Raw genomic sequence first — 19,385 nt, forward strand, 5'->3', positions numbered from 1 at the left:
ACATTAACTTTGCATACCGAGAGCGTTAAAAATCCTCATCCCCTAAACCCCGTCCCTTAATTTCTGCCAGAGTTGTCGCAGTGGGCACTTCTCCCGACGTATAGTAACCGGCGGCTTGCTTGGCAGCAATTTCCACCCACGCATCTTCTGGAATCCAATCATCAGGAATCGGAATACGTTCGATTACCTCAATGCCAGAATTTGTAATTGCGTTATATTTCATATCGCTCATCGACACCAAGCGGTCAATTCGGGTAATTCCCAGCCAATGCAACACATCCGGCATCAGTTCTTGAAACCGCATATCTTGAAGTCCCGCCACACATTCAGTACGGGCAAAGTAGGCATCCGCGCGATCGCCTCCTTCCTGACGTTTGCGGGCATTATAAACTAAAAATTTAGTAACTTCGCCCAAGGCACGACCTTCTTTGCGGAAATAGACAATCACCCCCGCGCCGCCTGCTTGTGCCGTCTGGATGCAGACTTCAATGCCATGCACCAAATAAGGGCGACAAGTGCAGATATCGGAACCAAACACATCTGAACCGTTGCATTCATCATGTACCCGCACGGCAAGCAGTCGGTTGGGATCTGTAATTGCTGCGACATCGCCAATCAGATAAATCGTCGTGCCGCCAATCGGTGGTAAGAATACGTGTAAATCTGGGCGCGTCACCAATTCTGGGAACATCCCACCCGTTTGCTGGAAGAGAATGCGACGCAAATCGCTTTCTTCAATGTTGAGTCGCTTGGCAATACCGGGCAAATACCAAACTGGATCGATTGCTACCTTTGTTACAACTAAATTGCCGTTACTTTTGATAATTTGACCGTCAACTTGCAAGCGCCCTTTTGCCACAGAATCTTGCAATTCCGGCATATTAATGTGAGCTTTGGTGACAGCAATAGTGGGGCGAATATCGTATCCCTCTTCATAAAATGAAGTGTAAACTTCGCCCACGATTGCTCCAAATGGATCGAGTGAGACAATTTTGTTCGCATCTGCCCAACTGGGGTATGACCCAATGCGAACAACCGGAGAGGTATTAGTTAAATCGGCGCGGTGATTTGCCTGAAGTGCGCCAGATGCGATCGCTAGTGCCCGATAAACGGCATAAGATCCCGAATGCGTGCCAATTGCATTCCGTTGATTTGGGTTAGCTAATGTCCCAATAATTGGCCCTCGTTTAATCGGATCGCTTTCTCCCCAATGGATAGAAACCGATTTTTTACCCGATTTACCCGGATGGGATGTTAAAACAATATGCTTATGGGAAGATACTTTTTTTGGGTTTTCCATAAATAGCTCACAAGATGCACTCAAGATGTCGTCCAGGGCAATCTAAGCAGGGGAGTGGAAATAAGCTCTGATCATAGCAAGGTGATTTTGGCTCTTAGAGTATCCTGCACAGCCAAATCTGTTTGTGGTTGCTACCCTTTCATTTAGTATTATTTGCTACAAATTTGCCCAATTTACTGATTTTTAAATTAACTTAATAGAAATCTAATCCTATCGCTATACTCCCATGAATTCATCCATGCAAACGTTTGTGCTTAACCTTTTCTCCCCTAAGTTTTGTATGGGATTTTCAGTGCTAGTTAGGCTTTATGAGTAAACTTTACCCACGCGATCGCGGCAGATTATCCCCGCACTACAATAACTCAGGACTTAGGCAAATATCACCACATCTGGGGGGCAACCACAGGGGATTGCCCCTACAAAACGCTATATATATAAGCTTTGCGTAAGTCCTGAACTTCAACATTTCCGGCTGGACGGAGTTAATTAATGCTCGTGCTAAATCCGACCCTAATAAAGGTAGCGACGCCAAAATATTTACTTGGGCTTTGAGCTTTGTTTTGCCCGATGTCGGTGGACTCGGTAATCTGCTAAAATTTGCGATCGCTCAACCGTCCAAATCAATTGAAAATGATGTTTCTGGGCGCGAAAATCCAGATCCCTCTTTACATTTAGAAGCGTTTTACAGCTATCAAATTACTGATAATATTGCCGCAAAAATTTTTTCTGATTGCACAATGAACTTTTATTGTTTCCTAACGCCCAATCGCCAGTGGTTGCCGTCTAAAAACAGCATCCCCCGTCTGCACATCAAACCAGTGGATATTCTGAAGTGGCAATGCCAGCGTTACATCTTCGCCACTCCAGTTTTGAGCGGTCGGTAACAAGGTACGAATTGTCGTGGGTTCTGCCTGCGCCTCAACCCGCACGCTAACTAAGTTGTGCATCCCCAAGTTTTCTACCAAATACACCCGACCCCGAACGGTGTTTCTATCTTCTGGTTGTGCAATGCGAACATTTTCCGGACGAATCCCCAACACAATCTGAGGCGGCACTGTAGGAACTTCCGGCAGCGGTATTCTAAAATTACCCAGCATCGCGGAATTTTCTTGGCAAGGCAGCGTTAACAAATTCATCTGGGGACTGCCCACAAACCCAGCCACAAATAGATTTGCCGGATTATTATAAATACGTTCGGGAGGGTCAAGTTGCTGCACGTCGCCCTTATTAAGAACAGCCACTTTGCTAGAAAGAGTCATCGCTTCTGTCTGGTCGTGGGTGACGTAAACAACTGGAACGTGTTGAGCTTCAAATAGTTGCTTAATTTCGGCCCTGACGTTTTCCCGCAACAGCGCATCCAGGTTACTCAGGGGTTCATCTAATAAAAAGACATGAGGGCGGCGTACCAAAGCCCGTGCTAGGGCGACCCGCTGCCGTTGTCCGCCAGACATTTGACCCGGTTTGCGGCTCATTAATTCGTCTAATCCCAATACTCTTGAGGCTTCTGCCACCCGTTGTTTAATTTCTTCAGAGGGTGTTTTTTGCAGTTTGAGAGCAGAACCGATATTTTCGTACACCGTCATGTGAGGATAAAGGGCATAGCTTTGAAATACCATTGCAATGTTGCGATCGCCCGGTCGCAAGTTCGTGACATCTTTATCCCCGATCGAGACCCGACCGCGAGTGGGTTCTTCCAGACCCGCAATCAACCGCAAAATGGTAGATTTACCGCATCCAGAAGGTCCAAGTAAAGTGAGAAACTCACCATCTTCTACGCTCAAGCTAACGTCTTTGACCGGAATAACTTTAGGATTATATGTCTTATTTAAGTTTTGGAGTTCGAGTCTAGCCATAATTTTAAACAGGTTGAAGGTTGAAGGTTGAAGAAAGTTGAAGTTTGAAAGTTTTTACACCTCGTTTTCTGGCTCAGTCTGGTAAAAGTTATGGTTTTTAAGTTTTGAGCGATCCATTCAAAACCCAAAACTCAAAATTCCTAACTCTATCCTTTAACAGCACCCGCCGTTAAACCTTGGACAATCTTACGCTGGAAGAACAACACCAGTAAAACCAGGGGCAAAGTCCCCAAAACGGTAGCCGCAGCAATTGGCCCGTATGGAATTTCAAATAGCGACGCACCGCCTAATTGAGCAGCCCCAACCGGAATCGTCTTCATATCTTCACGAGTAATAAAGGTAAGGGCAAAGATAAACTCGTTCCAGGCAAAAATAAAGGTGAGAATCCCAGTCGTTACCAAAGCTGGAACCGTCATCGGCAGTAAGATTTGCGTCAGCATTTGGAAAGTATTGTAGCCATCGACTTTAGCAGCATCTTCCAAATCTTTTGGCAATTGCTCGAAAAAGCTTCGCAGCACTAAAATGGTCAGCGGTAAATTGATGGCGGTATAGGGAATTATCAGCGCCAAATAGTTGTTACCCAAGTGCAATACCTGGACAATTTCTAACAGTCCCAAAAACAATAAAATTCCAGGGAATAAAGTAACGATCAGGACACCGCCGAGGATAATTTTGCCGCCCCAAAGATGCAATCGTGCGAGAGCGTAAGCAGCGGGTGCCCCAATTGCTAAAGCCAGAGCGGTGGAAGTAATCGAGACGAAGGCACTATTTAAAATGTAGCGCCCAAACGGACGACGAGCGAATAACTCAATGTAGTGACTGAACGTGTATCGAGTGGGAAAATAGACCGTGGGAACGGCGGCAATATCTTCATTGACCTTGAATGAAGTCAGCAGTTGCCATAAAACTGGCGCTAGGGAGAAGATCAAGACTAAGGCAACTGCTACCGGCATTAAGATTTTTTTCCAGGGAATTTTTTTTTCCCTGGTTGGGGTTGGAGTGGTTGGGCGTTCTTGTGGAATTATAGTCATAACTTAAGCGGCTCCTGAAGTTTTGGCACGAGACCGACTGAGCAACAAACTAGCGATCGCTACCGCTACAATCAGCAACATAAATGTCACTACCACCAGCGCCGCACCATAACCAAAGTCTAAGTAGCGCATCACGGTGGAGTAGATGTACAGCGAGACTACTTCCGTCGCACCTCCAGGCCCGCCACCCGTCATCACCGTAATCAAGTCGAAAATTCCGAAAGATTGGGCAAACCGAAACAGCAGTGCAATCAAGATTTGCGGCATCAGTAGCGGCAGCGTAATCCTAGTGAAGTTTTGCCAAGGGGTTGCTCCATCAATCGAATGGGCTTCGTAGAGGTCTGGCGAAATCGACTGCAACCCAGCCAACAGCAGAATACTGATAAACGGCGTTGTTTTCCAAACATCGGCAAAAATCACCGCCATCAATGCCAGCGTCGGCTCTCCCAGCCAGTTAATCCCACCTTCAATTAGACCGACTCGCCTAAGGATATCGTTGACAACTCCAAACTGGTCGTTAAAAATCCAAACCCAGGCAAGACCAATCAGAGCAGTCGGCAACGCCCACGGTAAGATAGCCGTAGTTCGCACCAAGCTTCTTCCCCGAAATTTCTGATTCAGAACCAGAGCGATTCCCAGCCCTAGCAATAGCTCGATAATTACGGCTGAGGTAGTGAATACTGTCGTCGTCCAGAAACTCTGCCAGAAACGACCATCCCCCGCCATCCGCCCGTAATTATCCAGACCCGTGAAGACAGGTTGCAGCTTTGTTCCCAGGTTCTTAGTAAACAAACTCAACCAGAATGCCCGGACAATCGGGTAGCCATAGACAAATAAAAGCACAAGCAAGGCGGGCAGTATTAAGATCCAGCCCGTGCGTTGTTCCCGACCTCGGATTGTATGCAGGTTCATCATGAAGTCAAAAGTAAAAATTAAAAATGCTAACTCCTGAAAGACTATCCAAATCTCGGATGTGTAGGCTCCCTTTGAGGCAACGAAACCCAGCACTGGTGCAGTTTGTTGGGTTTCGTTTACACTCTACCCAACCTACGATTTTTCAGTGCAGGACTTACGCAAAGCTTATACATATAGCGTTCTTGTCGGTTCAATCCCCCTGTGGTTGCCCTTACTATGTGGTGATGTTGCGTAAGTCCTATTTAATTTACTTTTGCCTTTTACAGGGTTGCCTTGTTATGCCGACGGTTTCGCTTGACCCGCGTTGAGGAGTCGGCGCGTTTCATTAGCGGCAGCTTGCATTGCTCTTTCAGGACTCGTCCGGTTTGTGAGCGCGGCGCTAAGGTAGCGTTGCAAAATATCAGAGGCTTGGGCATATTGTGCAATCTGCGGACGTAAGACGGCTCTTTGCACCACCTCCAAAATCTGCGGGAAGTGGGGGTATTTAGCTACAATCTCTGGGTCTGTAAATAATTCCCGTCGGCTGGGCAGATAGCCTTCTTGCAAAATAAATCGCCGCTGTGTTTCTTTACTGGTAAAGTATTGAATCGCTTTCCAGGCTGCCTCTGGATGTCGAGAGGATTTAGAAATTCCAAAACCCCAGCCGCCTAGGCAAGCCGCCCCATTTTGACCGGGGACGTGAACCATCGGTTTAATCCCAATTTTTCCCTTGATTGGCGAAGTCTCTTCATTCGCTAAAGGCCAGACATAAGGCCAACTTCTTAAAAATGCTGCCTGACCGTTTTGGAAGAAGCGTCGGGTATCTTCTTCGTGGTAGGTTGTCACCCCAGGCGGGGCAATACCCTCCTGAACAGTGTCGCGCAAAAACTCGATGGCTCTTAAAGTTTCGGGTCGATCTAACCCAACTTCCAGCGTGTCGGGATTCACCCAGAAGCCACCAGCGCCTTCGAGGACTTCCATAAACATTGCCACCAATCCTTCGTATTGGCGACCCTGCCAGACGTAGCCCCAATTTACCTTTCCTGCCTTCTGCAAGGCAATGGACGCTGCTATCAAGTCTTGAAATGTTTCTGGCGGCTGCAATCCTGCTTCTGCTAGCAAGTCTTTCCGGTAGTAGAGCATCCCAGCATCAGAACGAATTGGCAGCCGGTACAGCTTGCCTTCGTAACGTCCCCCTGCTACATCATTGGGTGAAAATGCTGCCAATTCTTCTTGGGAAATTCGGTCGCTGAGGTCTAGCAGCCAACCAGCCGCCGCAAATTTTGGCGTCCAGATGATATCCATGACCACCAGGTCATAAGGAGATTCTCCCAAGATGAAAGCAGATGTATAGAGGTCTTCAACCAAGTTGGCGGCATTAGGACCTTCAACGATGTTGATGCGAATGCCTGGATTGTCTGCCTCGAAGTCTTTGATCATCCGCTGCAAGGGTGGGGCATCAGGGGCAGGCAGCAACAGGTTGAGGGTGACTGGCTGCTGAGCCATCACTATCCAGCTAAACAGTACGATGCCCAAGAAAAGAGCCAGCCATACCCCAAAGTGACGCAAATATCGGAGGTTTGGTAGGAATTTTCGCAGTTGGTTTACCGATTGGCGATACAACATTGTTGCTCGATCAAGCAGAGGTTTAATTAGTTGATTAAGAAACTAAAACACTTAAACTTTCTCAACCGTCTCATTTAATGGTTGGCTTGCTAACTTTGCTTAAGATTGCTTAATATTCTGATGAAGTAACCTAAAAAATTAGCGGGTGCTATAGACAAAGTTTCAATTTGTCAGCTAGGCAGATGATTCTGTTGAGAAAGCCCGAAGTTTACAGAAGCATATCCTAGGCTGAACTGAGATTTTATCTGGTTTTGCTAGCAGTACGAACTGTTTATTTCCAATAGATAAAAATGCTGCGATCTCAGTAAATTAATTTCTTATTAATCAGAGAGCAACTTTCCAAAGATATAGCAAGTTGTAAACAAATAACTTTCTGAGGAGGTATAATTTGCAGACATAAAAGTGGTAGACTTTAATCTAGAAATTTAATTTTAATAAAATTAAAAGAAAGTTTGATTAACCCTGGAAGCTTTGAGAGTAGCGATCGCTGCTAAAAACTACCCAATTGTGCAAACCACTATTTTTACCTATACTCATCCATGAGAATTAGCAGTTAAACAAAGCGACTGGGTGGGTATTCACGACCGAACCGCTGTACGAATAAGTAGACGGACTTAATTATTTGTAGGATGGGTAGAGCGGGAGCGAAATCCATCAAACTCTTGTCAATGTTGGGTTGAGTAGCGATCGCCCAACCTACAAAATGACTTGTACCATAATTACTTGTCAATGTAATGTTGGGTTTCGTACCTCAACCCAACCTACAAAATGACTTGTACCATAATTCCTCAGTCCTCAGTCCTCAGTCCTCACTCCTCACTCCTCACTCCTCAGTCCTCAGTCCTCAGTCCTCAGTCCTCAGTCCTCAGTCCTCAGTCCTCAGTCCTCACTCCTCACTCCTCACTCCTCACTCCTCACTCCTCACTCCTCACTCCTCAGTCCTCAGTCCTCAGTCCTCAGTCCTCAGTCCCGTAAAGATTGAGAGTTATCGGTTTGAAGTGCCTACAGCCAGCTTTGCCACCACGTTCGCCAATTCAGATGGCTCAACTGGCTTCGCCAAATGCATCTGGAAGCCTGCCGAGAGAGCCTGTATGCGGTCTTCTTCCCTCGCATACGCAGTCAGCGCCACAGCCGGAGTCTCTCCCCCTTGGGTGGCATCCAGTCCCCGCACTTTGCCAAGCAAAGAATAACCATCCTCGTGGGGCATCCCAATGTCACTCACCAGAACATCGGGTCTTACTTGAGGAATTAGCTCAAACGCTTCCTGTGCCGATGCCGCCGCGATCGCTTCAGCGCCATACTGTTCCATCATGAAGGTCAGAAATTCCCGCGTGTCAGTATCATCATCAACGACAAGTACCCGCACGCCATCGAGTAAAGTGCTGGGGACGGAGGATTGAGAACTGAATAAGACATCTTCTTGCATTGTTAGTTTTTTCCCCTCACTCTTGATAAGTGGCAGCATCACCGTGAAAGTTGCCCCCTGTCCTTCTCCCAGACTTTCTGCATATACAGTCCCACCGTGCAGTTCTACCAAATGACGCACGATTGCCAAACCAAGTCCCAGTCCACCGTACTTCCGAGTCGTTGAACCATCCGCTTGTCGGAAGGAATCAAAGACATAGGGCAAAAAGTCAGCACGGATGCCTTTACCTGTGTCGAGGACTTGAATTTGGGCATAGTTGTGATTAGTCCTGAGTCCTTGGTCATTTGTCATTGGTTCGGGTTCGTTGGCGAATGACTTTTGAGCGCTGACCATTGACAGTTTCACCTCAACACGACCCCCTTCTGGAGTGAATTTAATCGCGTTTGAGAGCAGATTCCAAACAACTTGTTGTAAGCGGCTGGAATCGCCCGAAACCAGCCCTACAGTTGGATCGAGCCAAGACTGAATCTGAATAGATTTAGCGTCAGCCGCCAGACGCACCGTGTCGATTGCTGCCTCAAGGGTGGATACTAGGTTGATTTGGGAGATATTTAGACCGACTTTTCCTCGGATGATGCGCGAGACATCCAGCAAATCATCAATTAGCTGTGTCTGCAACTTAGCATTGCGCTCGATAGTTTCAATGGCACGAGTGGTGGTAGCTTGGTCAAACTTTCGGGTGCGGAGTAGTTGCGTCCAACCGAGTATTGGGTTGAGGGGCGATCGCAACTCGTGAGAGAGTATCGCCAGGAACTCATCCTTCATGCGATTCGCTTGCTGAGATTCTTGGTAAAGCTGTGCATTGTCAATCGCCGCCGATGCCATCTGAGCCATTTGTACCAGGATGGCTTCATCTTCTTCGGTAAATTCACCCTCGTATTTGTCGGAAAGTTGGATCAGACCAATGTTTTTTCCATTGCGACCGATCAGCGGTACAGCTAGCCAACCCCGCATGGGTGGGTGCTTTTCTGCCTCCTTCCCAAAACCTCGCCAAGCTGGATGTGCTTCTAGCTCGTCCTGGGTCATCCGCATGGGGCGTTTCATGCCACAGACAGCCGCATAGATACCAGAACCATCGGTTTTTTCACTGTAATCTCGCCACTGCGCGTACTTATCTGACAGAGAGACAGTGTTAATTGCCTGTGCCCAGTTGTCGTCTACTGTCATGCTAGTGACTGACTGATGTGCCCCGATAATGTCGCGAGACTGCTCTGTAATTAGCCATAGCATCTCTTCGAGAGATAGGGTTGAATTGATGGCAACGGATGCCTCCGCGAGCCTTTGCAAACGGCTGGTATATTGCCGTTGGCGGGTTAGCATTTGGGCGCGTTCGATAGCGATCGCTACCTGATCGCAAACAACCTTCATCAATTCAATTTCATCCGCCTCGAAGCGGTTGCGATTGCGGGTACCAAAAGAAAGCGTTCCGATGATCTGACCGTGGGCAAGTAACGGGTGACAAGCATAGGCTGTCATTCCCAGCGATCGCGCCATTTCTATCTTCGGGTCTGTGGATTGCTGAATGTTCTCTCCGACGAAGTGGTGATGCTCCAAAGCGACACGTCCGCACACAGTTTCACCCAACTCCAACCACTCCCTTTCTTTGGCAACTTGCTCGGAAACTCCACCACAGGAGTTTAAATGCAGAAGTTGTCTTTCTCGATCGACCAAGTAGTTGAAATAAACCTCAAGTCCTAGATGAGAAAAAAGTTCTTCCAATAGATTGTCGATCAGTTCTTGCGGTCGATCGTTCAACAGTAACTTGCTAGCCGTTTCCGAGAGAAGCTTGAGTCGCTCATGGCTTTTGTGGAGGTCTTGTTCGGCAGCTATGCGATCGCTACGTTCCTGGCTTTCTCGCAACGCCCGTTTTACTGATGGAACCAGTCGCTCTAGCCGTTGCTTCAGCACGTAGTCTGTTGCTCCATTTTTCAGGGTTTCAATCGCTAATTCCTCGCCAATCGTCGCCGAGACAAAAATAAATGGCACCTCAGAACAAAGGGTGCCAGCGATTTTCAGAGCCGAGATGCCATCAAACGACGGCAGCGAATAGTCTGAGAGAATCAAGTCAAAAGAGTCTGTTTCTAGTGCTGTAACAAAGTCAGTGCGCGTCTCTACTTGCACCAACTCGCAGTCTATCCCGCCATCGGTTAAATTCGCATAGATGAGTTCTGTATCTAGCAGACTGTCTTCGAGCAAGAGGATATGCAGGACTTTCACGAGACTCAAACCTTTTTATGATTATTCAGCACAACGGTGGAAATCAACGTATAGCGTTTCTCATTTGGATGAAGTACAGCAATTAAGGTTGTGAGTGAGATGTGTAGGCTCCCGCCTGAGTTCACGTTACCCAACACTGGTGAAGTTTGTTGGGTAACGCTATCGCTCTATCTAACCTACAATTTTGCTTGGGTTAACCGATTTATCTGCAAGAATGCGTTTGCCCTTACAGGTGTACCTCACCCAATTGCCAACCGCTATAACTCTTTAAAGCTGAGAATGGAGAATGAGAGTTTTGAATCTGAGTTAAAGAAAGTTCTTTAATTCAAGATTCAATATAATTCTTTTTTCGCTTACCAATTCCCTTTCTTCGCATTAATAACCTCCACTAGAAATGCTTAATTACCTCTATCTTAGACAGCACAGACAAGGGGAAAGGAACCGGGTGGTGGCTGATTGACCACTGCCCAGAAAAGCCCGATTCCCTTAATAGCGTTGACAAATTCATGAAAATCAACCGGCTTCACAACATAAGCATTCACGCCTAAATCGTAACTTCTAATCAGATCCTGCTCCTCCCGTGAAGAAGTCAGCATGACGACTGGGATTAGTTTCATAGTAGGGTCAGATTTCAACTGTGCTAGCACTTCCAGCCCATCCACTTTGGGTAATTTCAGATCCAGCAGTACCACAACCGGATTTCCTTCAATCCGCAGCTTAAAAATCCCCCGTCGATAAATATAATCTAGCGCTTCCTCCCCGTCGCGCACGACTACCACTTCGTTCGCTAGATGGTTTTCCTCTAGCGCTGCTAGTGTTAATTCGACATCGTTCGGACTGTCTTCAACTAGCAGAATTCGTTTTAATTCCTTCATTCATCCCCCTATATCAATTAAAAATTAAAAATTAAAAATGTTAGATAACTTTTGACTTTTAATTTTTGATTTTTAATTTTCATGGTTTTTCTGCAAACTTTGGCAATGAGAAGTAGAAAGTTGCTCCACCCTCTACCGCTCCCTCTGCCCAGGTTCGACCGCCATGACGATGGATAATTCGCTGGACGTTCGCTAATCCAATGCCAGTCCCCTCGAACTGTTGCTCGCTGTGCAAGCGTTGAAATACGCCAAAAAGTTTGTGTACGTACTGCATATCGAATCCTACGCCATTATCACGGACAAAAAAGACAACCTCAGACTCATTGTCAGTGCTGCCAATTTCAATTTCGGCATGGGTGCGTGTCTGCGTGTACTTAACAGCATTCGCCATCAGATTCTGGAGTACCAGCCGTAACATGGAAGGGTCGCCCTGTACTTCAGGTAAGTTGTCAATTTGCCAATTCATGGCGCGTCCATTGATTTCCTGCTCCAGATTGCGTTGGACTTCTCGAACCAGCCGATCCATATTAATCGATGTATAGCGCATCTCAGTGCGCCCCATGCGGGAGAAAGCTAGCAATTCATCGACTAGCATTCCGGCTTGTTTAGCGGTCTGGGTGATAGTTTTGAGATAACGCAGACTGGTTGCATCCAGGGTTGTTGACCCAAGTCGTTTCTGGAGCAAGTCAACGAAACCGCTAATATGGCGAAGTGGTGCCCGCAGATCGTGGGAGACAGAGTAGGAGAAAGATTCAAGTTCTTTATTGGCGGCTTCTAGTTGGGTAGTGCGTTCTTTGACCCGTTGTTCCAAGTTTTGGTTGAGTTGTCGAATTGATGCTTCAGCTTCTTTGCGATCGCTAATATCGATACACGAGCCGATATAACCCAGAAAACTGTCATCTGGTGTAAATCGGGGAATCCCCATATCTAGAAGCCATCGGTACTCCCCATCAAAGCGTCTGAGGCGATATTCCATTTTGAAATCTTGACGAGCATCAAACGCATTTACATAAGTATCTAAACAAAACTGGAAATCGTCGGGATGGACTCCTTGTGCCCAACCATTGCCCATCTCTTGTTCCGTTGTCCGTCCGGTAAAGTTTAGCCAGGGTTTATTGAAGTAGTAACAGAGCTTGTCAAGACCAGACATCCAAATCAAGACGGGAGCCGTATCTGCCATTTGGCGAAAGCGTTCCTCACTTTCGCGTAATGCGGCTTCAGCAGATTTGCGATCGCTAATGTTGCGGAAGTATAGCGCCAACCCCCCCATTTCCGTCGGATAGGCGCGGACGACAAACCAAGCGTCGAAGGGTGGATAATAGTCTTCTAGTTCCATCGGTACTTGCTCGGCAACTGTCCGCCGGTAAAGCTGACCGAAGTTGGTGCCTTCTAGCTCCGGAAACTCTTCCCACAAGTTCTTGTCCAGAAGTTCTTCAGGAGAACGACCCAAAGTTTTGGCTCCCTCGTGGTTGAGGTAGGTGAAACGCCACTCGTGGTCGAAGGCGAGAAAGCCGTCGGTGACACTTTCGAGAATCAGAGAGATTTCCTCTCTGGCGGCTTCTGCTTCTGCACGGGCAATTTGCTCCAGGGACAACAGCAAGGCGCGTTCTGCCTCCACTTGTTTGCGATCGCTAATATCCAGTACGAAGGCGACGCCGTCTTGCTGGGAGTCGTTGAGCAAGGCAATCCCCAGAACGATCGGCACTCGCTTGCCATCCCGTTGGACGTACTCTTTCTCATAGATATTGGAAACTCCAGTTGCTAGAACCTCTGCGATCGCTCGATCGTCTAGGTGCTTGTACTCTGGGGGCGTCAAGTGTCTCCAACTGATTTTTCCCAATTCGGTAAATTCTTCGCGAGTATAACCAACCAGGCGAAGATAGGCGTCGTTGGCGTCGGTGATGAAGCCATCCACGTTCCAGAAGGCAACGCTGCTCAGGTTGGAGTCGAACAGCCGTCGGAAGCGATCTTCCGAGCGACGCAGCGCCTCCTCAGCCGCTTTGCTAGAGCTAATATCGCTAACTAAGCCGACAAATCCTTCGACTTCCCCAGAGCTGTCAAACTGGGGAATGTAACTAGCACTGATGTAGCGGGTGCCGCCATCTTTATACGGTAGTTTGGTTTCGTAAGTAACTTGTTTTCCTGACAAGACTGCTTCGATATACGGACGAGTCGCTGCATAAGCTGCTTCGCCCAGAACCTCCCAGACGTGCTTTCCATATACTTGTGCGGCGGAATGCCCGAACCATTCTTCATAGGCTTTGTTATGAAAGCGATAGCGCTGTTCTGAATCGATGTAGGCAATCAGGACTGGCAAGGCATTTGTAATCAGGCGGAGTTCATTTTCTCTTTTTTGCAGCGCCTCCTGCGCTTGCTTGCGCTCGGTGATGTCCCGGAAATAAATGCCCAGACCGTCTTCGGAAGGATAAGCATGGATCTCAAACCAGATGCTTAACGGCTCGTAGAACTCCTCGAAATGGACAGCCACCTGCTCGGCGATCGCCCGTCGATATTCTCTCTCAATTTTTGTCCCTACTGACCAAGGCCATTGCTCCCAGTGAGTTTTGCCAACGATTTCCTCTGGCTTTTGGCTGTTGAGCCTCGCCGCCTCTTGGTTTACATAGGCGATCAGCCACTGGCGATCCAAGGCGACAAACGCATCAGTCATGCTCTCCAGGATGTTAGTAACGCGACGGGTAGACTCCTGTAGCACCGACTCTGCTTGCTTGCGATCGCTCACATCGGTAATCATGGCAAGGGTGCCGACGAACTCTCCCGTGTCGATGAGAATTGGATTGGTGGAAACAATCGTCCAGAGAGCCGAGCCATCTTTGCGGCGGAATTGCCAGTCATCTTGAGCGGTGACGTCTGGGTTGGGTTGCTGCATTTTTTGCAGTGCTTCCCGGCGCGACGCTTCATCCACAAACTCGAAAATGGAGCGCTCAAGCATTTCCTCGACGCTGTATCCCAGCATTTGCGCCATCCGCTGGTTGACATAGTCTGTCCGTCCTTGGCTATCGATTGTCCAGATGCCTTCGTTGGCAGTATCGATGAGGCGACGATAGCGCTTCTCACTTGCCTGTAGCTTCAGCAGACTCATCTCTAGCCGCTGTTTGGCAGTATGTAGTTCCGAGTTCAGCGAGCTGATCAGGAACGTCACCAGAAGGAATACACCCAATCGCACCACGAGGCTCGTGCTGGTGACGCCTAAAGAATAGAGCGGTTCTAAGAAGAAGAAATTGGTAACTAAAGTCGATAAAATGGCAGCTAGCAGCCCCGGAACCATGCCACCATACCAGGCACTAATCGCCACTGCTGCATAAAAGAAGGGGAAAACGAGTGGTCCCATCAGTGGCTGTAACAGGAGTGTCAGCAGCAGTGCTACCACCACGGTCAAGACAGCCACGCCATAGCCTAGTAGTTGGGAGCGTGTTACTTTCAGCATGAACCTTTCAAGATTGGAATCCAGAGCGCACCTTCACCAAGGCTTTTTTTACCCTAAGGTAGATGAAAAATTTTTTGCATTCACCCTACGGATTATTTGTTGAGCTATTTGCATCAGCAATGATTAGCCGCGATCGCCCTCGAAGAATGCGACTCGCCACTTTTTCCCAGTATCTTTGCGTTCTGGTGTCCAAGTTCACGCTAATCTCGTTCATTCAGCGCGATCGCTCTCGAAATTAGTTAATAAAATACTAAATAAATCAGTTGAGAAAAATGACATGAAAACAGAAAAAATACCTGGCGAATAGAATTCCCGTCTAAACAAACTTAGGCACGTTCATGCCGTAAGGCTTTAGCCTTCAAGGGAGGGTAGTCCGTCATCGGACTAATCTGCAATCTGCCAAAGTGATATGCACCATTCTTCCATTATCTCAATGACCGCTGACGAAATCGCTGAAGAATATGTCAATTTAATGGCAAAATTGATTGACTTGCCACTCGCTCCAGAACACCATCCAGGTGTGGTGGAAAATCTGAGCAGAATTGCCGCGATCGCTCAACTCGTCAATGAGTTTCCTCTGCCGGATGAAATCGAAGCCGCACCTGTGTTTCAGCCATGAGCCAAGCCTATCCTGATGCCACTCAAATTGCCTGTGCCGTGCGGAATTTTGAAGTTTCAGCAAAAGCTGTCGTTGCAGTTACATTGGCAAGAATTGCCGACCAGAATCAGACGCTGAACTGTTTTACTGCTGTCACTGCTGAGATGGCAATGGCAGACGCCGAAAGAATCGATCGGGCGATCGCGCAAGGCAACGATCCGGGTGTTTTAGCAGGCGTGCCCTTTGCCGTGAAAAATCTCTTCGATATCGCCGGTTTAACTACCCTCGAAGGTGCAAAAATTAACGCCGAAAATCCTCCAGCTACCCAAGACGCCACCGCCGTCGCCAAACTCAAACAAGCGGGTGCCGTGCTAGTCGGGGCGCTGAATATGGATGAGTACGCCTATGGCTTTGTCACCGAAAACAGCCACTACGGTACATCAGCAAACCCCCACGATCTGACTCGCGTTAGCGGAGGTTCCTCTGGAGGTTCTGCGGCTGCTGTGGCATCTGGGTTAGTGCCGCTGACGCTGGGTTCAGATACGAATGGCTCAATCCGTGTTCCTGCCGCATTTTGCGGAATTTTCGGCTTTAAGCCGACTTATGGGCGTTTGTCAAGAGCAGGCGCGGGATTGTTTTCCAGTAGCTTCGATCATATTGGACCTTTTGCACGTTCTGTGCGCGACCTAGCTGCCGTTTTTGATGTCTTGCAAGGGGCAGATGCCAAAGATCCGGTTTGTACGAATCGCCCTCCAGAACTGTGCTTGCCACACCTCAAACGGAGCATTGAGGGTTTGCGAATTGCTGTCGCGGATGTTTATTTTGCCCAAGGTGCAGAACCAGAAGCGTTGGCAGCGGTTGCTAATGTAGCGCGGGCGTTAGGCGTGCAAGAAACTGTCACCATCCCCGAACCCCATCGGGCAAGGGCAGCGGCGTATGTGATTACAGCGAGTGAAGGGGCGAATCTGCATTTAGCTTCCTTGCGATCGCGTCCTGGTGATTTCGATCCGGCAACCCGCGATCGCTTTCTAGCGGGTGCCCTAATTCCGGCAAGCTGGTACATTCAGGCACAGAGATTTCGGCAATGGTACCGCGATCGCGTTCGGGAAATCTTCAGCGAGGTTGATATCATTCTCGCCCCAACGACTCCCTGCGTTGCCCCTCGGATTGGACAAGAAAAAATGGCGATTGCTGGAGAAGAGGTGCTAGTCCGTCCCCACCTAGGACTGTTCACGCAACCGCTATCTTTTATTGGTTTGCCCGTTCTATCTGTCCCGATTCATCGCCCCGATGCCATGCCTTTAGGAGTGCAAATCATCGCCGCACCTTATCACGAGACGCTAATTCTCCGGGTGGCGGCGGTACTGGAGGCACAGGGTATCATTTCAGCGCCGATTGCTAATGGCGATCGCTTCTAACTTGCTTGTGGAGACGTTCGCGCGATCGCGTTTGGGTGATGACTAAGTAGGCGGGATTAATTATTTGTAGTAGTGGTTAGCGATAGCATTAACCCATGCAACTGAGAAAAGGTTATAGTCTGTTAAAACTCACATCTTGCACCTATCGCATTAACCCGCCAGCCAGGGGTTCAAACCCCTGGCTAATAGCGAAAGTCCACTAAAGTGGACTGGGGAAGAACTTCAGTCCACTTTAGTGGACTTTCGCTATTAGCCCGGAACTTGAGTTCCGGGCTGGATTGGCGGCTTGTTGAGAATGGTGCAAGATGTCAGTTTTAACGGAATGCCAGCTATTAGTCCGGAACTTGAGTTCTGGGCGGTTTATGTCTAGAACTAAATAGCTCTGCTAGATGACTGTTAGCTCAAAAGAAAAAACCTCGGTTGTATACGCCGAGGTTAATGTCTAGAGAAGAGATATTCGGTTTAGGAAGGTGTTTTAACAGTGTTGAGCAAGCAGTGTTGAGCTTTTTCAAACCCCCGATCTGGCTATGGGTGTCAATCGCTCTAACAATCGCTCTGGAACACCTCCAGAATTCTTTAATTTTTGAAGTTTCTGCAACCGAAAAGCTATAAATCGGTTGCCTAGCTAACAGCAAAAGTACATTAGCAGGGATCGGTTTATGTGCGATCGCTTGCGTTGAGTGCTACTGCTTTCTTCGGTTTTTTGCCTGCTTTTAGCTCTTGTTTTTCGTTGAAATGCATCTCTAGTGGTTCGCCGACATACACATCAGCCTCCATAAAGAAGCTGTCGGCAGTCATACACTCATCAAGGGTTAGGGTATTCCCTTCTTTATTGGTGTATCGCATGGATGTGTAACCTCGTGTAAACCTATGTAAATTAATATAACATCTTTTTGCATTTTCTTGACAGAATTTTGATTTCATAATAAAAAAGCCTGCTTTGAGGGGAGCATCCCGCTTCTCGGATAAGGCAAACCTAGCCCCCTACCCGGAATCGGGAAGGGGGTAGAACTCTTCGCCCCTCTCCGATTCCGGAGAGGGGTTGGGGGAGAGGTATCCCTTGAAGTATTGTCGCGTATTCAGCCCACCTAGTCGTCGGGCATTTTGGCTGTCATTGGGCACGCTTCATGGAATTCATTAATTAATTGTGCAAGACACACCAAGTCATTTTCCGGTAAAGATTCAGACACTGGCAGGTAAAGAACATACTGGATCAGGCGTTGTGCATTCACAGATCCTTTCGTTGGTTTGTCACCTGACGAAGCGTTATCTATAAAGGTCAAACTGGTATTTCCTTGAGTGGCGTCAAAACCATATTCTCTAAGTTTTGCCATCACAGATGGGGGATTTGAAACCAGTATGGGAACAACCCAAAACGAGTTGTACTCAGTTTTGCTTCCGGGACAAGTAATTTCGGGTTTGAGAAGGGAAAGAAATTTTCGGGCATTTTTTGACCGCCTTTCAAACCATTGGGGATTGCAGTTTCTTAATCTCCGCCTCAAAAGAACTAGCATCTGAGTTGGAGGACGATACCTAATTTTTGCAAGAATATCTCCTTGAGAAAACCCCCGTGTCATTGAGTTAATCACCGAGTCGAGATTCTTTCCTAAGTATTTAAGAAAAACAAGTAGGTGGTAATACAACCAAGGAATAGAAAAAAGCTTTAAGCAAAAATATTTAAGAATGCGTTTAAAAAACCAAGATTCGCTCTTGCAGGGATATTGTCGATCGATATCTCTCATTTGTTGAGCTAGCGATCGCTCACGAATGACAGCGATCGCTCCTCCAAGAGCCGTACAGGACTTGATCGGGCCAAAACTAAATAAACTTACATCCGCATCCTTAGAACCGTGATATTTGTCACCAGCAAAAGCTTGGGCACAGTCCTCAACTAGGAAAATTTGATATTTCTTGCACAGTTTGGTATAAGGCTTGAGATTAATAATCGAGCCGAATAAATGTGCCACAATCAAAACTTTACTTTTTTCCGAAATCAAAGATTCCAGTAACTTGAGATCGGGTGCAAGCGTATCTAAAGAAATATCAACAGGTATCGGCACTAACCCGTGCCGTTTCACCACTTCAACCATATCCCGGATATTGACAGCACTCATCAAAACTTCCGATCCGGCAGGAAGCTTTAATGACTGTAGCAGCAGATCGAGCGCTGTTCTGACTGAAAGCGTGACTAGAACCTCGCTACAATCATCAATTGGCTTGTCCCATCCACTCTTAAACCCAGGCTTAGGGAGAAGTTTTTTGACGTTATTGTATTGAGGTTCTAAACCTTCTCGATTTCCCTGCCAATCAAGTTGAATGTCTCGGATGAGTTGCTCTCTGTTTGGGAAGTAAAGAAAGGAGTACAGACTAGCTGCGAGATCGGCAAAGCTAATATGTAGACGCAATCTAGGATAAACTTTCAGCCTTGTTAAAGGCGACTTTAAGCTCGAATTCGCTAGCGATAAGTCGGTTGTCACATCTTGCACCAGTCGCATTACCCGCCTGAGGTTTAAACCCCTTGCTAACAGCTATAGCCATTTTCAATCGGGTGAGGTACGCAGACGAAACCTAACCCCCTAACCCCCTTCCCGACGCGGTTGTGGGTGAATAATTCAAAGCCTCTCTCCTTCTAGGAGAGAGGAATGGAAGCGAGGTCAAAACTGTACCGCACCCAACCGAGAACCGCTATAAAGTCTTCTAAG

The 19,385-nt window shown here is 47.6% G+C and carries 15 protein-coding genes; 4 read left to right on the forward strand and 11 right to left on the reverse strand.

Features of this window, described 5'->3' with window-relative positions:
• Positions 1-25 precede the first annotated feature (25 nt).
• From ACFW2W_RS27640 to ACFW2W_RS27665, 6 genes are all read right to left on the reverse strand, one after another.
• Positions 26-1,300 (reverse strand): GTP cyclohydrolase II, encoded by a 1,275-nt coding sequence (locus tag ACFW2W_RS27640; RefSeq protein ID WP_378185360.1) that lies wholly within the window; start codon positions 1,298-1,300, stop codon positions 26-28.
• Positions 1,301-2,055: 755 nt separating this feature from the next.
• Complete coding sequence (locus tag ACFW2W_RS27645) at positions 2,056-3,153, reverse strand: ABC transporter ATP-binding protein (protein WP_378185362.1); 1,098 nt, start codon at positions 3,151-3,153, stop codon at positions 2,056-2,058.
• A gap of 146 nt (positions 3,154-3,299) precedes the next feature.
• On the reverse strand, positions 3,300-4,184 hold the full coding sequence (locus ACFW2W_RS27650) for a carbohydrate ABC transporter permease (RefSeq protein WP_378185364.1): 885 nt from the start codon (positions 4,182-4,184) through the stop codon (positions 3,300-3,302).
• 3 nt (positions 4,185-4,187) lie between these two features.
• Positions 4,188-5,099, reverse strand: a complete 912-nt coding sequence (locus tag ACFW2W_RS27655) for a carbohydrate ABC transporter permease (protein ID WP_378185450.1) — start codon at positions 5,097-5,099, stop codon at positions 4,188-4,190.
• Between the two features lie 276 nt (positions 5,100-5,375).
• Positions 5,376-6,704, reverse strand: a complete 1,329-nt coding sequence (locus tag ACFW2W_RS27660) for an ABC transporter substrate-binding protein (protein WP_378185366.1) — start codon at positions 6,702-6,704, stop codon at positions 5,376-5,378.
• A 553-nt stretch (positions 6,705-7,257) separates the two neighbouring features.
• Positions 7,258-7,434 carry a hypothetical protein gene (locus ACFW2W_RS27665; protein ID WP_378185368.1) on the reverse strand — a complete coding sequence of 59 codons (177 nt, stop codon included), beginning with the start codon at positions 7,432-7,434 and terminating at the stop codon, positions 7,258-7,260.
• Positions 7,435-7,472: 38 nt separating this feature from the next.
• Here ACFW2W_RS27665 and ACFW2W_RS27670 point away from each other — a divergent pair, with 38 nt between their 5' ends.
• Positions 7,473-7,679: a hypothetical protein gene (locus ACFW2W_RS27670; RefSeq protein WP_378185370.1), complete on the forward strand. Its 207-nt coding sequence runs from the start codon at positions 7,473-7,475 to the stop codon at positions 7,677-7,679.
• Between the two features lie 10 nt (positions 7,680-7,689).
• Here ACFW2W_RS27670 and ACFW2W_RS27675 read toward each other — a convergent pair whose 3' ends face one another.
• From ACFW2W_RS27675 to ACFW2W_RS27685, 3 genes are all read right to left on the reverse strand, one after another.
• Complete coding sequence (locus ACFW2W_RS27675; protein WP_378185372.1) at positions 7,690-10,347, reverse strand: response regulator; 2,658 nt, start codon at positions 10,345-10,347, stop codon at positions 7,690-7,692.
• A gap of 413 nt (positions 10,348-10,760) precedes the next feature.
• Positions 10,761-11,222 carry a response regulator gene (locus ACFW2W_RS27680; RefSeq protein ID WP_378185374.1) on the reverse strand — a complete coding sequence of 154 codons (462 nt, stop codon included), beginning with the start codon at positions 11,220-11,222 and terminating at the stop codon, positions 10,761-10,763.
• 79 nt (positions 11,223-11,301) lie between these two features.
• Positions 11,302-14,667, reverse strand: coding sequence for a PAS domain S-box protein (locus ACFW2W_RS27685; protein ID WP_378185376.1), 3,366 nt, complete (start codon positions 14,665-14,667; stop codon positions 11,302-11,304).
• Positions 14,668-14,729: 62 nt separating this feature from the next.
• Between ACFW2W_RS27685 and ACFW2W_RS27690 the strand changes: the two genes are divergently transcribed.
• From ACFW2W_RS27690 to ACFW2W_RS27700, 3 genes are all read left to right on the forward strand, one after another.
• Positions 14,730-14,906: a hypothetical protein gene (locus ACFW2W_RS27690; protein ID WP_378185378.1), complete on the forward strand. Its 177-nt coding sequence runs from the start codon at positions 14,730-14,732 to the stop codon at positions 14,904-14,906.
• Positions 14,907-15,076: 170 nt separating this feature from the next.
• Complete coding sequence (locus tag ACFW2W_RS27695) at positions 15,077-15,286, forward strand: DUF4089 domain-containing protein (RefSeq protein ID WP_378185380.1); 210 nt, start codon at positions 15,077-15,079, stop codon at positions 15,284-15,286.
• Positions 15,283-16,683 (forward strand): AtzE family amidohydrolase, encoded by a 1,401-nt coding sequence (locus ACFW2W_RS27700; protein WP_378185382.1) that lies wholly within the window; start codon positions 15,283-15,285, stop codon positions 16,681-16,683. Before ACFW2W_RS27695 ends, ACFW2W_RS27700 begins: the two co-directional genes overlap by 4 nt.
• A gap of 657 nt (positions 16,684-17,340) precedes the next feature.
• Here the strand turns inward: ACFW2W_RS27700 and ACFW2W_RS27705 are convergent.
• Complete coding sequence (locus tag ACFW2W_RS27705; RefSeq protein WP_378185384.1) at positions 17,341-17,529, reverse strand: hypothetical protein; 189 nt, start codon at positions 17,527-17,529, stop codon at positions 17,341-17,343.
• Positions 17,530-17,771: 242 nt separating this feature from the next.
• Positions 17,772-19,178, reverse strand: coding sequence for an aminotransferase class I/II-fold pyridoxal phosphate-dependent enzyme (locus tag ACFW2W_RS27710; RefSeq protein ID WP_378185386.1), 1,407 nt, complete (start codon positions 19,176-19,178; stop codon positions 17,772-17,774).
• Positions 19,179-19,385 lie beyond the last annotated feature (207 nt).

The sequence above is a fragment of the Coleofasciculus sp. H7-2 genome (assembly GCF_042747725.1).
Classification (GTDB): Bacteria; Cyanobacteriota; Cyanobacteriia; order Cyanobacteriales; family FACHB-T130; genus FACHB-T130.

Bases quoted from the DNA above. Each gene is read 5' to 3' on its own strand.
- ACFW2W_RS27640 (WP_378185360.1), bottom strand. From the start codon at position 1,300: ATGGAAAACCCAAAAAAAGTATCTTCCCATAAGCATATTGTTTTAACA.
- ACFW2W_RS27645 (WP_378185362.1), bottom strand. From the start codon at position 3,153: ATGGCTAGACTCGAACTCCAAAACTTAAATAAGACATATAATCCTAAA.
- ACFW2W_RS27650 (WP_378185364.1), bottom strand. From the start codon at position 4,184: ATGACTATAATTCCACAAGAACGCCCAACCACTCCAACCCCAACCAGG.
- ACFW2W_RS27655 (WP_378185450.1), bottom strand. From the start codon at position 5,099: ATGATGAACCTGCATACAATCCGAGGTCGGGAACAACGCACGGGCTGG.
- ACFW2W_RS27660 (WP_378185366.1), bottom strand. From the start codon at position 6,704: ATGTTGTATCGCCAATCGGTAAACCAACTGCGAAAATTCCTACCAAAC.
- ACFW2W_RS27670 (WP_378185370.1), top strand. From the start codon at position 7,473: ATGACTTGTACCATAATTCCTCAGTCCTCAGTCCTCAGTCCTCACTCC.
- ACFW2W_RS27680 (WP_378185374.1), bottom strand. From the start codon at position 11,222: ATGAAGGAATTAAAACGAATTCTGCTAGTTGAAGACAGTCCGAACGAT.
- ACFW2W_RS27685 (WP_378185376.1), bottom strand. From the start codon at position 14,667: ATGCTGAAAGTAACACGCTCCCAACTACTAGGCTATGGCGTGGCTGTC.
- ACFW2W_RS27690 (WP_378185378.1), top strand. From the start codon at position 14,730: ATGAAAAATTTTTTGCATTCACCCTACGGATTATTTGTTGAGCTATTT.
- ACFW2W_RS27695 (WP_378185380.1), top strand. From the start codon at position 15,077: ATGCACCATTCTTCCATTATCTCAATGACCGCTGACGAAATCGCTGAA.
- ACFW2W_RS27700 (WP_378185382.1), top strand. From the start codon at position 15,283: ATGAGCCAAGCCTATCCTGATGCCACTCAAATTGCCTGTGCCGTGCGG.
- ACFW2W_RS27705 (WP_378185384.1), bottom strand. From the start codon at position 17,529: ATGCGATACACCAATAAAGAAGGGAATACCCTAACCCTTGATGAGTGT.
- ACFW2W_RS27710 (WP_378185386.1), bottom strand. From the start codon at position 19,178: ATGCGACTGGTGCAAGATGTGACAACCGACTTATCGCTAGCGAATTCG.